This is a genomic window from Bradyrhizobium sp. CCGE-LA001 (genome assembly GCF_000296215.2).
GTDB lineage: Bacteria > Pseudomonadota > Alphaproteobacteria > Rhizobiales > Xanthobacteraceae > Bradyrhizobium.
This window is the reverse complement of the sequence record NZ_CP013949.1, coordinates 5675271-5686499: the sequence shown is the minus strand read 5'-3', so window position 1 is coordinate 5686499 and position 11229 is coordinate 5675271. Positions and strand designations below refer to the sequence as shown.

Annotated in this window: 13 protein-coding genes; 6 read left to right on the top strand and 7 right to left on the bottom strand. The window is 64.1% G+C overall.

All coding sequences use genetic code 11. The features are described from left to right. Positions 1–56 precede the first annotated feature (56 nt). Positions 57–224, top strand: a complete 168-nt coding sequence (locus tag BCCGELA001_RS38500) for a hypothetical protein (protein ID WP_008562564.1) — start codon at positions 57–59, stop codon at positions 222–224. Positions 225–285: 61 nt separating this feature from the next. After that, complete coding sequence (locus tag BCCGELA001_RS26605; RefSeq protein ID WP_060736678.1) at positions 286–696, top strand: hypothetical protein; 411 nt, start codon at positions 286–288, stop codon at positions 694–696. Positions 697–759: 63 nt separating this feature from the next. On the opposite strand, the gene BCCGELA001_RS26600 is transcribed toward BCCGELA001_RS26605, so the two are convergent. Continuing rightward, on the bottom strand, positions 760–1335 hold the full coding sequence (locus tag BCCGELA001_RS26600; protein ID WP_008562568.1) for a YybH family protein: 576 nt from the start codon (positions 1333–1335) through the stop codon (positions 760–762). Positions 1336–1463: 128 nt separating this feature from the next. On the opposite strand from BCCGELA001_RS26600, the gene BCCGELA001_RS26595 reads away from it, so the two are divergent. The 4 genes from BCCGELA001_RS26595 to BCCGELA001_RS26580 all read left to right on the top strand — a co-directional run bounded on the left by BCCGELA001_RS26595 (position 1464) and on the right by BCCGELA001_RS26580 (position 5909). Beyond that, a complete protein-coding gene (locus BCCGELA001_RS26595; RefSeq protein ID WP_335339427.1) occupies positions 1464–2372 on the top strand; it encodes a LysR family transcriptional regulator in 909 nt (302 codons plus the stop codon). 66 nt (positions 2373–2438) lie between these two features. Further along, on the top strand, positions 2439–3902 hold the full coding sequence (locus BCCGELA001_RS26590; protein ID WP_008562573.1) for a GH1 family beta-glucosidase: 1464 nt from the start codon (positions 2439–2441) through the stop codon (positions 3900–3902). A gap of 113 nt (positions 3903–4015) precedes the next feature. Further along, positions 4016–5248 (top strand): acetyl-CoA C-acetyltransferase, encoded by a 1233-nt coding sequence (locus BCCGELA001_RS26585; protein WP_060736677.1) that lies wholly within the window; start codon positions 4016–4018, stop codon positions 5246–5248. A 358-nt stretch (positions 5249–5606) separates the two neighbouring features. Then, positions 5607–5909 carry an HU family DNA-binding protein gene (locus BCCGELA001_RS26580; protein ID WP_060736676.1) on the top strand — a complete coding sequence of 101 codons (303 nt, stop codon included), beginning with the start codon at positions 5607–5609 and terminating at the stop codon, positions 5907–5909. 72 nt (positions 5910–5981) lie between these two features. Here the strand turns inward: BCCGELA001_RS26580 and BCCGELA001_RS38495 are convergent, their stop codons facing one another. The 6 genes from BCCGELA001_RS38495 to BCCGELA001_RS26555 all read right to left on the bottom strand — a co-directional run bounded on the left by BCCGELA001_RS38495 (position 5982) and on the right by BCCGELA001_RS26555 (position 11226). Then, a complete protein-coding gene (locus BCCGELA001_RS38495) occupies positions 5982–6137 on the bottom strand; it encodes a hypothetical protein (RefSeq protein ID WP_193409740.1) in 156 nt (51 codons plus the stop codon). 4 nt (positions 6138–6141) lie between these two features. After that, on the bottom strand, positions 6142–8535 hold the full coding sequence (gene lon / locus BCCGELA001_RS26575; RefSeq protein ID WP_060736675.1) for an endopeptidase La: 2394 nt from the start codon (positions 8533–8535) through the stop codon (positions 6142–6144). Between the two features lie 8 nt (positions 8536–8543). Then, positions 8544–8927 carry an Hsp20/alpha crystallin family protein gene (locus tag BCCGELA001_RS26570; protein ID WP_060736674.1) on the bottom strand — a complete coding sequence of 128 codons (384 nt, stop codon included), beginning with the start codon at positions 8925–8927 and terminating at the stop codon, positions 8544–8546. A 154-nt stretch (positions 8928–9081) separates the two neighbouring features. After that, positions 9082–9648, bottom strand: coding sequence for a YciE/YciF ferroxidase family protein (locus BCCGELA001_RS26565; protein WP_060736673.1), 567 nt, complete (start codon positions 9646–9648; stop codon positions 9082–9084). Positions 9649–9751: 103 nt separating this feature from the next. Further along, positions 9752–9958 carry a hypothetical protein gene (locus tag BCCGELA001_RS26560; protein WP_008562594.1) on the bottom strand — a complete coding sequence of 69 codons (207 nt, stop codon included), beginning with the start codon at positions 9956–9958 and terminating at the stop codon, positions 9752–9754. An 80-nt stretch (positions 9959–10038) separates the two neighbouring features. Then, positions 10039–11226, bottom strand: a complete 1188-nt coding sequence (locus BCCGELA001_RS26555; RefSeq protein WP_008562597.1) for a carboxylate-amine ligase — start codon at positions 11224–11226, stop codon at positions 10039–10041. Between the last annotated feature and the right edge of the window lie 3 nt (positions 11227–11229).

Below are 11229 nucleotides of genomic sequence, written 5' to 3'. Positions count from 1 at the left end.
AATTTTAACGAAACGACTTGGCTACCTCCGCGTCAGTTCGTCGGAGGGCCCGTCCGATGACAGAGCGCCAGTTGAAAGAGCAGGAATTCCAGATCGCGCGTTACAAGCGTCTGGAGCGGGAAGTGACGGATCCGCTCGCCGCGTGTCTGCTTCACAGCATCATCGAGGACCTTGAAGCCGAACTGCGGCGAGACTTACCGGATTGGCACGGGCCGCGCGATTAACGCTTTCTTAGCGCTAATGATGCGGATTATCCGCTTGGGAACACCAACGGAGATGGCTCCCATGCTGAAGGACGGCACCTACGCGGCGTGGTACAAGACGCCACTCGATCAGGGGACCGGCATCGTCCACGTTGCCGACGGACAGATCTGGGGTCGCGACAGCCTGATGACGTATCATGGCTCCTGCCAGATCGACGGAGACCGCTTCACCGCCACCGTGTCGACGAGGCGTCATACCGACGGACGCGCGACGGTCTTCGGCAACGACGATGAGCTCACGCTGAACATCGAAGGAAATTGCCCCGGCAGGATCGCGACCTACACGGCGACGGCCGTGCAAGTTCCGGGAATGGTTCTCCAGGGCACGCTCATATTGACGGAGCAGCAGCAGTCCCCGGCGTCTGAACGAGCCGGCCAGATGCCGGCGTTCAACCCCGACAAGCTTCCGAAGTTGCCGAAGCGCTCGCGCTGAGTAATGTCACGCGGAAGATGACGCCCCAACCATTGGCCGGCTGACCCAGCGAGACGAGCGACATCATTTTTCCTCCGGCCAGCCTCGGGCGAGCGTCGCCGCTTGTTGCAAGGTGATGCGTCGCACCAGCGGATCTGCGTGACGGTGCACGAGCTGCCAATCGGTGCCATCCTTGCGGTAGATTTCGGTCACGCGCAGCGACCAGTCCTGAGCCGCTAATCCACCCACCTCGGCCCGCTGGCGTTCGATCAAGACGAGAACGACGAGCGCGTCCGATGCGTAGGTTTGCAAAATCTCGAGCTCGGTTTCACCTTCCCTGAAGTATTGCGATAGTTCGGCCAGACGCTTGGGGCTGGCGTCGAATCCCCGACTGGCAGGCCCGCCGAACGGCTGCATCAATGTGAAATCTTGCGCGATGCGGACAAGCTGGAGCCAGCGATCCATGTCGCCACGCATGAAGGCGGCATTCTTCTCGCGGGCGCGTTCGATGAGGCCGGCTATCGCGTCGTTCCCTGTGGCCGCATCGGCCGAAAGCTGAACGGTCAGCGGCATTGCAGCCGTAGCGGCCATCATCGAACGCCGCGACATCGTGTCCTGCGAGTTCGGCCATTTGTTCACTCCCGGCGGTGTCTCAGTCATGTCACGGCTCCTGATCGAACGGCGAAGGTGCCCTATCCATGAAGCCTTGATCTTGATGAATCCAGCGATATGATTTCAGCAATATGCTGAACCAAATTGATCTATCCAGGATCGACCTCAATCTCCTTGTGCTCTTCCGCGTCGTTCTGGAGGAACGTCATGTCGCGCGGGCAGCCGCGCGGCTTAGCCTGACGCCGTCGGCCGTCAGCCATGCGCTGGGCCGGCTCCGCCTGTTGCTGAACGACCCTCTGTTTCTGCGGACACCGAAAGGCGTCGTTCCGACGGCGCGGGCCTTGGAGCTTGGCGAGCCGGTGGCCGAGATCATCGCACGCATCGAGCAACTGATCGGCTCGGCTGCACCGTTCGATCCTGCGAAAAGCAGCCGCCGGTTCACGATCGGCGCTCCCGATGCCGTCCTGGTCTCGACATCCGCTCAGCTGTTGCGATCGATCGCGACTGTGGCGCCCCATATCGACGTCGGCCTGATTCACCTGATGCCTGCGCCGCGCGGCAGCGCGGTCGGACAGCCCTGGCAGCAAAGTCTCGACATGCTCGAAAGACTCGAGCTCGACATCGCAATGCTGCCGCTGCCGACGGTCTCACCCCGGTTCGAGGCGCGCAGGCTGTACGATGAGGATTTCGTGCTGGCCATGCGCAAGGGACATCCCCTGGCAAAAGCGCCGGCCCGCAGTTTGTTCTCGCAATCACAGCACCTGCTGGTGTCGCTCAGCGGTGAGGCGCGCGGCTTCGTCGATGAGATCTTGGCCAAGCGCGGCCTCGAGCGCCGCATCGCCTTGACCGTTCCCCATTTCATGATGGCGCTGGTCCAGCTTTCCGGGTCTGATCTGATCGCAGCATTGCCGCGCCGATTGGTGGATCACCATGCCGGTCGTTTCGGGTTGGTGTTCGCCGAGCTGCCTTTCACGCGCAAACCGGATACGATCCGGGCCATCGCAACCAAGGCGGCGATGAGAGACGCCGGCACCGCGTGGCTGATGCAGGTCGTAGTCGGTTCAATCGGATCAGGCCGGCCCTAAATCCGCCCTTTCTGAACCCTGGAACTGACGATCGTGCCTCGAACCAAGAGAAGTGGAGCAGCATCAATGTCGGACAAGGTCTCGCGTCGCCAGTTTGCCACGCTGGCGGGATTGTCCGCAGCCGGGATTGCAAATCCGCTTGAGGCGGCTGAGGTCAAGCCGGCACGGCCGCCGCGCGGCGGAAGCGGATTTCCGGCGGGCTTCGTCTGGGGTACCGCAACCTCGTCCTATCAGGTCGAGGGTGCCGTCAACGAAGACGGGCGAGGGGCCTCGATCTGGGACAAGTTCGTGCGCATCCCCGGCAAGATCGAGGACGGCACCACGGGCGATCGCGCCAATGAGCACTATCACCGCTACAAGGAGGACATCGCGCTCATCAAGGCGCTCGGCTGCAAGGCCTATCGCTTCTCGGTGGCTTGGCCGCGGGTGTTTCCGGATGGCGACGGCAAGCCCAATCCCAAAGGGCTCGACTTCTACAACCGTCTCGTCGACGAGCTCCTGAAGAACGGCATCGAACCGTGGCTGACGCTCTATCATTGGGACCTGCCGCAATCGCTCCAGGACCGTTTCGGCGGTTGGCGCTCGACCGAGACCTGCAAGATTTTCGGCGACTATGCAGCCTATATCGCGGAGCATCTGACCGACCGGGTCAAGAACGTGTTCACGCTGAACGAGAGCGGCCGCTTCGTCTATTTCGGTTACGGCATCGGCATCGACGCGCCGGGCGTGACGCTGCCGCAAGCCGAGGTCAACCAGATCAGGCACAACAGCGCGCTCGCGCACGGGATCGCAGTGCAGGCGGTGCGCGCCCACGGCCGACCGGGCACAAGGGTGGGACCGGCCGAGAACATCGATGCCTGCGCGCCTGCAATCGACACGCCGGAGAACGTCCGCGCCGCGGAGATCGCGCTGCGCGAGATGAATGCCGGGTATCTCAACGTCATCATGACAGGCGAGTATACCGACGCCTTCCTCAAATTCGCCGGGCCCAATGCGCCGAAATACACCGATGCGGAGTTGAAGATCATCTCCTCGCCGGTCGATTTCCTGGGCCTCAACATCTACGCGCCGCAGAACTACGTCGTCGCCTCCGACCAGGGCGCCGGCTTCATGCCGCTGCCGATCCCGAAATCATTCCCGCACATGAATTCGGACTGGCTGCGCGTCGGCCCCGAGACGATCTATTGGGTGCCGAAGCTCGCGGCCAAGATTTGGAAGACGGATGCGATTTATATCAGCGAGAACGGCACGTCCGGCGATGACGTCGTCACGCCCGACGGCAAGATCTACGACACTGATCGCATCATGTACCTGCGCAACTACCTGGCGCAGCTCCAGCGCGCCACCGCCGAAGGCGTACCGGTGCGCGGCTATTTCCTCTGGAGCCTGATGGACAATTTCGAATGGGTGTACGGACTGAGCAAGCGCTTCGGGCTCTATCACGTCAATTTCGACACCCAGGTCCGCACGGCAAAACTCAGCGCCAGCTTCTACCGCAACGTGATCGCGAACAATGCGGCGGGGGTGTAGCCGATTTTACGCGTAGCGGAAAATTCGGGTGAGAGGCGCCATCGTCGCGCATTGACTCCCCTCATCCCCTGATTCACAACGTCCTCAACGCTCATAACAAGAGGACAACGCCAATGGCTGACGCGCTGATCATCGATGCCTGCCGGACCCCGCGCGGCGTCGGCAAGGCCGGCAAGGGAGCACTCTCGGGCATTCATCCGCAGCAGCTCGGTGCAACCGTGCTGCGCGCGCTCGCCGATCGCACCGGCATCAATACTGCCGATGTCGACGACATCGTCTGGGGCTGCAGCGCGCAGGTCGCCACCCAAGGCGGCGATCTCGGGCGCATGTCGGCGCTCGATGCCGGCTACGACGTGCGCGCCAGCGCCGTGACGCTCGACCGCTTCTGCGGAAGCGGCATCACCAGCGTCAACATGGCCGCAAGCTCGATCATGGCGGGCGCGGAAGACCTCGTCATTGCCGGCGGCTGCGAGATGATGTCGATGGAGGGACGACGCGGCGGCGGTCCGATGATGATGGATTCCGGCAATCTGCGCCTGCGGGCGAGGCATCCGCAGTCGCATCAGGGCGTCTGTGCCGATGCGATCGCGACGCTCGAAGGCATCATTCGACAGGATGTCGACGCGCTCGGCCTGGAGAGCCAGAAGCGCGCCGCGCATGCGATGGCGAACGGTCACTTCAAGAAGAGCCTCGTCCCCGTCCACCGCGAGGATGGCAGCCTCGCGCTCGACCACGAGGAGTATCCGCGGCCGCAGACCACGATGGAGGGCTTGAGCAGCCTGAAGCCGGCATTCCCCGCGATCGCCGATTATGCGCTCGACGACAAGGGCACGACCTATCGCGGCCTGATCCTGCAAAAATATCCGGATCTCGACATCGACTTCGTGCATCACGCCGGCAACTCGTCCGGCGTCGTCGACGGTGCCGCGGCGATCCTGCTGGCCTCGCCCGCCTACGCCAAGGCACATGGTCTCAAAGCCCGCGCCCGCGTGGTGGCGATGGCGAACATGGGGGACTCGCCCACGCTGATGCTGAATGCGCCGGTGCCGGCGACGCGCAAGGTTCTGGCGAAGGCGGGCCTTTCCATCGACGACATCGACCTGTTCGAAATCAACGAGGCCTTTGCAGTAGTTGCGGAAAAATATATCCGCGACCTCAAGCTCGACCGCGACAAGGTCAACGTCAACGGCGGCTCGATCGCGCTCGGCCATCCGATCGGCGCCACCGGCTCGATCCTGATCGGCACCGTGCTCGACGAGCTCGAACGGCGCGATCTCAAGCGCGGTCTGGTCACCATGTGCGCCGCCGGCGGCATGGCGCCGGCCATCATCATCGAGCGCATCTAGCGCGAGCGGAGCTCGTCGCGCCGCCCGTAAGAACAGGGTGAGAGAGCCGTTGAGGCGCCGCAACACGACGTTCTAGCCTTATTTTTCAGGGTGAATCGCGACCGGCCTCGCACAAAGAGGCCGGTCGTCGCTTGTCGAAAGCCTCGAATCAGCTTTAGCAAGGTGGCTTGCGGGCCTTTGAAACAAGGCAAAAACCGCTGCCTGAGGCTCCTTTCACTCCGGAAGCAGCTAAAAAAGCAGGGTTTTTTGCTACAGAGGGCCAAAAAAGCCCGTAAAACCGCGACAAAACTGTGCAGAAGGCTATAGGCCTTCGCCGGTTGGTCTAATATGCAACCGGCAACGAATCAGAGGAGACACGATGCCGACCCAACTTTCCAAATCGCAGTTGATCGAAAAGATTGCGACTGCCACCGAGCTTTCCAAGCGTGACGTCAAGAGCGTCATGGAGACGCTGACCGACGTCGGCCACAAGGAGCTCAAGAAGAACGGCCTGTTCCTGGTGCCGGGCTTCGCCAAGTTCGTGGTCATCAAGAAGCCCGCGACCAAGGCGCGCAAGGGCACCAACCCGTTCACGGGTGAAGAGATGATGTTCAAGGCCAAGCCGGCCCGGAAGATCGTCCGCGCCCGCCCGGTCAAGGCCGCCAAGGACGCCGTGGGCTAACAACGCAAAGGCCCCCTCGCATGGAGGGGGCCTTTTGTTTTGGGGCTGCCGCGAGGGCTCGAGACGGAGGGCTCAACCCTTGCGGCGCTTCACCCGGACCGGGATCGGCTGAAGCCGCGGCTCGGGTCCTGCAAGCGGATCGCGCACCCGGTCGATGGCACGATCGAGCAGCTGGCGCAGCCGCTGCGTCTTCCGTGATCGCTTCGCTCTTTCCAGCAGTTTTGTCATCACATTACTCCGCTGCCTCGACCTTGGCCTCGGCAGGTTCGAGCGCTGCGGCGATGGCCTCGTCGACGCGCTCCAGCCAGATGAATTCGAGGTTGTCCCGCGCGCTCTGCGGGATGTCGTCGTAATCCCGCTTGTTGCGCGCCGGCAGCATCACCCGCTTCAAGCCGGCAGCGGCCGCAGCCACCACCTTCTCCTTGATGCCGCCGACCGGCAGTACGAGGCCGCGCAGCGAGATCTCGCCGGTCATCGCCGTGTCGCTGCGCACCGTGCGGTTGGTGAGCAGGGACGTCAGCGCCGTGAACATGGCGACGCCCGCGCTCGGTCCGTCCTTAGGGGTTGCTCCCGCCGGCACGTGAACGTGGATGTCGCTCTTCTCGAACGCTTGCGGATCGATACCGAGCTGCGTGGCTTTGCTCTTCACCAGCGTCAGCGCAGCCTGCACGCTCTCGCGCATGACGTCGCCGAGCTGCCCGGTCAGGATCAGGCCGCCCTTGCCGGGCACGCGCGTTGCCTCGATGAACAGGATGTCACCGCCGACCGGCGTCCAGGCGAGACCGGTGGCAACGCCGGGAACGCTGGTGCGCAGCGCAATCTCGCCCTCGAAGCGTGGTTGGCCGAGCACAGTGGCGATGTCCTTCGCCGTCACCACGACCTTCTCAGCCGTGCCTTCGGCGACCTGCACCGCGGCATGGCGGAACACCTTGCCGATCTCGCGCTCGAGGTTGCGCACGCCGGCCTCGCGGGTATAGCCCTTGACGATCAGCTTCAGCGCCTCCGGCTCGATCTCAGCCTGCTCGGCCGAGAGGCCGTTGGCCTCCAGCTGCCGCCGCACCAGATAGCGCCGGGCGATCTCCAGCTTCTCGTCCTCGGTGTAGCCGGCGAGGCTGATCAGCTCCATGCGGTCCAAGAGCGGACCCGGAATTTGGTCCAGCATGTTGGCGGTCGCGATGAACACCACGCGCGACAGGTCGAAGGGCACGCCCAGGTAATTGTCCCGGAACGTCCCGTTCTGCTCGGGGTCGAGCACCTCCAGCATCGCGGCGGAGGGATCGCCCTGCACGCCGCGGCCCATCTTGTCGATCTCGTCCAGCATCATCACGCAGTTGCGCGCGCCGGCCTTCTTGATGCCCTGGATGATGTTGCCGGGCAGGGCGCCGATATAGGTACGCCGGTGGCCGCGGATCTCGGCTTCGTCGTGCACGCCGCCGAGGCTGACGCGCACGAAGGGGCGATCCATCGCGCGAGCGATGGATTGTCCGAGCGAGGTCTTGCCGACGCCGGGCGGCCCGACGAAGCACAAGATCGGCGCCTTGCCCTGTGGGGCGAGCTTGCGCACCGCCAGATATTCGATAATCCGGCTCTTGATCTTCTCCAGACCGAAATGGTCGGCATCCAGGATGCGGCGTGCCTCCTTGATATCGATCGGCTTCTCCTCGGGCAGCGCCCAGGGCAGCTCGATCAGCCAATCGAGATAAGTGCGGACCATGCCGGCCTCGCCGGCAGCCTCCGGCATGCGCTCGTAGCGGCGCAGCTCCTTCTTGGCGTGCGCGTCGGCCTCCGGCGGCATGTTGGCCTTGGCGATGGCAGCCGTCAGCTCGGCGACCTCGGCCGCCTTGCCGTCGCCTTCGCCTAGCTGGCGCTGGATGGTCGCCATCTGCTCGCGCAGGATTGCCTCGCGCTGCCGCTCGTCGAAAGAGGCCTTGGTCTTCTGGCCGATCTCGTTGGAGATGCGCAGCACCTCCAGCCGTTCGGCCAGATGCTTCGACACCTTCTCGACGCGCAGAGCGAGATCGATGGTCTCCAGCACCTCCTGCTTGTCCTGCGGCTTGATGTCCATGAACGAGGTCGCCAGATCCGCCAGCGCGCCGGGCGCGCTGGTGTTCTGAAACATCGCCACCAGCTCGGGCGGTGCCTGCGGCAGCAGCTCGATCGCCTCGATCGCCTGGCGCTGCAGGTTCAGCGCGCGGGCCTCGATCTCCGGCGAGGTCGTGGTCGGCTCGGGAATCTGCTGGATGCGCGCGGCCGGGAACGGCGTCCCCGGCAGGAAGTCGAGGAGGCGCGAGCGCTGCACGCCCTGGCAGACGATGTGATGGGTGCCGTCGGGCGCGGTGATGTAGCGCACGATATTGGCGATGGTCGCGACGCGGTAGAGGTCGTCCGGCCCGGGCTCCTCGATCTCGGGGCTGCGCTGCAGGACGATGCCGACCGGCCGCTGCTCGCGCAGCGCCTGCTGCGCCGCGGCGATGGACTTCGGCCGGCCGATCGCGATCGGCGCGATGGCGCCGGGAAACAGCACCATCTCGCGCACGGGAATGATGATCAGGGCGTCTTCGGGGATATTCACGTCGGGGCCGTTCTGGGAATTGGTCTGTGCGGTATTCATCTGTTCGGTGGCCATGATCGACCTCAGGATTTGGCGAGGCGCAGCGCGACGCAGCCGTCCATCACGAAGCGGCTGATGGCGTAACGGCCGATGGGAAGCGCGATGCGCCGCTCGAAGCGGCCCTGCGGCAGCTCAAGGCGGTGGATGCGCGCGTTGCGAAGCTCCGGCGGAAGCGTGCGCTGGCCGGAGATGACGAGCACGCCGTCATGGATCACCGTCTCGACATTGTCCGGATTGACCCCGGGAAGTGCAACCAGAATCAGCAGTTCATGCTCGGTCTCAAGCACGTCGATCGGCGGCTCCCAGCAGGCTTCCTGGCGGCCGAACTGGTGACGCAGCCGTTCGGCGCGGGTCAGCTGGTCCAAGGCTTCGGACAGCATCCAGTCGAGGGGATTTTTGGGTTGCATGATGGAGGCTCGGCGGTGGGAAAGTCAGCATATGGGGCTGGTTCCCGGGAAATCCAGTGCGAGTGCGCGGACGTGCCATGCGCCGTCGCGCGGTTCAAAAAGCAAACGCCGCGGCATCGGCCGCGGCGTTCTGTCGTGGCAAGGAGACGCGGCATCAGGCCGCGGCGCGGTACTCGTCTTCCGCTTCGAGGTTGATCACGGACGTGGCGAGCTCGGTCAGCGTGTGATCGGTGGCTTCTTCCTCGTCCAGCGTCGCCTGGAGCAGCCTTGCCGCGTCCTGCATGCCGAGCTCCTCGGCCCAGGTGCGCAGTGTGCCGTAGCGGGAGATTTCGTAATGCTCGACCGCTTGCGCCGCCGCGAGCAGGCCGGCGTCGAGGGCGGGGGCTCCCTTGAACTCCTTCATGATCTCGGCGCCTTCGTCCGTGATGCCGTTGATGGCCTCGCACGGCTTGCCGCGCGCCGGCTTGCCCAGCATCTTGAAGATCTGGTCGAGCCGTTTGACCTGGCCCTGGGTCTCGCGCAGATGCTTGTTGAAGGCGGCCGCAAGCTCCTTCGAGTTCGCGGCCTTGGCCATCTTGGGCAAGGTCTTGATGATCTTGTTCTCGGCGAAATAGATGTCCTTCAGCGTCTCCAGAAACAGGTCGCTGAGCATCTTGGGCGCCTGACGCGGGCGGCGCGCCGCCGTCTTCTTGGTTGTCCGTTTCTTCGCTCGTTTAGCCATACGTCCTCCTCTTGAGGTGACACGGGAAGGCGTCGCCTTCCTCAATCCTCGGGCGATCAAAGCCCGCCGGAGAACGAAAGTTCCAAACTGCAACCGCGCGGGCTCAGGTCGGACGCTTGTAAGGGTCTTCCTGGCGCTGTCGCTCTTCCGTCGCGCGGTCGAGACGAGCCCGCTCGCCGCGCCTGAGGTGGCCGGCTTTCATCACCCCGTACACCAGGGCCCCGCCGAGCACGAACGCGCCGATGAACCAGAGCCAGAGCATTTGCCCCGAGGCGTGGCCCAGCAGCATGCCAACTCCGCTGTCGCTCATAGTCAGTCTCCACGGATGTCTATCTCTGATGACCTAAGTCGGCTGCCGAAACCTCGTTCCACGCGGCCGCCTCTGGCACGTCAGGCGAGATCCGGCAGGGGCTGTCGAGCAGGTGCGCCCCTCGGCTCTCCGCCCCGGGCGGTGAAGTCGCCCGCTTCGGTCGAGGTCCGCAGCCATTTCGTCACGTCAGCGATCGCTTCGCGCGGCGACCGACCGAATTTGCGCAGGCCACGGAAATATTCGAGCTGAAGATGCGCCGACGTGCCGCGTTTCGGGATGGTCTTGAGATGCTGGACATCGTCCTCGATGCCGAGATGCGCGATATCGGGCGCCAGCATGGCGATCACCGCCTCGAGCCAGCTGCGAAATGAAATCGGCTCGAACGACATGAGATCGATATAGGTGCCATCGGTTCCATAGCGCTGGGCGCGCCAGCGGTTCTCCTCGATCAGCGCGCGGTGCACGGCCGAATAGGTGGCGTTCAGATCGGGATGGTGGATGACGTGCCGGACCAGCGCGCGGAACAGCGCGGCGATCCCCACCGAGTCTGCAATGGCCGTGCAGCAATCCGTGATGCGCAGTTCGAGCGTGGGATGCTGGAGCGAAGGCCGTAGCGCCCACCAGACATAAGTGGCGTTGGGGACGATGCCGGCGCCGACCAATGTCTTCACATAGGTCTCGTATTCGGCAAGGTCGCGAAACATCTCCGGGAAACCGGTGCGGGGCAGGGCGTCATTGGCGGCATTGCGGTATCCCAGCAATCCCGTGGGGTAGCCGCACCAGAATGGCGAGGAGGTCGACAGTGCCAGCAGCAGTGGCAGGAAGGGCACCAGGCGGTGCATGATCTCGACGCGCAGGTCCGGCTCAGGCACCTCGACGTGCACGTGCAGTCCGCTGATGGGGTTGCCGAGGCCGACCATTCCGAGGTCGTTGATGACCTTGCTGTAGCGGCGCTTGCGCGTCATGCGTTGCTGCTGCGGCTGGGCCAGCGGATGCGTTCCGGCAGCGATGATGCCGACCCCGTGCTCCTTGCCGACCTCGGCGAGAACCGAGCGGTAGCGCGCGAGCTCGGCGATCGCATCGGCCGAAGATGCCAGAGGCGGGGTCGCCACCTCGATCTGGGATTGCAGGATTTCGGTGGTCAGCCGTTCTCCGAGGCGTTTCTGAGCCGCTGCCATGTAAGGCTTGGGCAGTTCGGACCGTGGGGCTGCGGATTGGCGATTGACCAGAAAATATTCTTCCTCGATCCCGAAGCGGTAGCGGTGCATGGC

Coding starts and splice junctions, on each gene's coding strand:
- BCCGELA001_RS38500 (WP_008562564.1), top strand. CDS start 57: ATGACAGAGCGCCAGTTGAAAGAGCAGGAATTCCAGATCGCGCGTTAC.
- BCCGELA001_RS26605 (WP_060736678.1), top strand. CDS start 286: ATGCTGAAGGACGGCACCTACGCGGCGTGGTACAAGACGCCACTCGAT.
- BCCGELA001_RS26600 (WP_008562568.1), bottom strand. CDS start 1,335: ATGACTGAGACACCGCCGGGAGTGAACAAATGGCCGAACTCGCAGGAC.
- BCCGELA001_RS26590 (WP_008562573.1), top strand. CDS start 2,439: ATGTCGGACAAGGTCTCGCGTCGCCAGTTTGCCACGCTGGCGGGATTG.
- BCCGELA001_RS26585 (WP_060736677.1), top strand. CDS start 4,016: ATGGCTGACGCGCTGATCATCGATGCCTGCCGGACCCCGCGCGGCGTC.
- BCCGELA001_RS26580 (WP_060736676.1), top strand. CDS start 5,607: ATGCCGACCCAACTTTCCAAATCGCAGTTGATCGAAAAGATTGCGACT.
- BCCGELA001_RS38495 (WP_193409740.1), bottom strand. CDS start 6,137: ATGACAAAACTGCTGGAAAGAGCGAAGCGATCACGGAAGACGCAGCGG.
- lon (WP_060736675.1), bottom strand. CDS start 8,535: ATGGCCACCGAACAGATGAATACCGCACAGACCAATTCCCAGAACGGC.
- BCCGELA001_RS26570 (WP_060736674.1), bottom strand. CDS start 8,927: ATGCAACCCAAAAATCCCCTCGACTGGATGCTGTCCGAAGCCTTGGAC.
- BCCGELA001_RS26565 (WP_060736673.1), bottom strand. CDS start 9,648: ATGGCTAAACGAGCGAAGAAACGGACAACCAAGAAGACGGCGGCGCGC.
- BCCGELA001_RS26560 (WP_008562594.1), bottom strand. CDS start 9,958: ATGAGCGACAGCGGAGTTGGCATGCTGCTGGGCCACGCCTCGGGGCAA.
- BCCGELA001_RS26555 (WP_008562597.1), bottom strand. CDS start 11,226: ATGCACCGCTACCGCTTCGGGATCGAGGAAGAATATTTTCTGGTCAAT.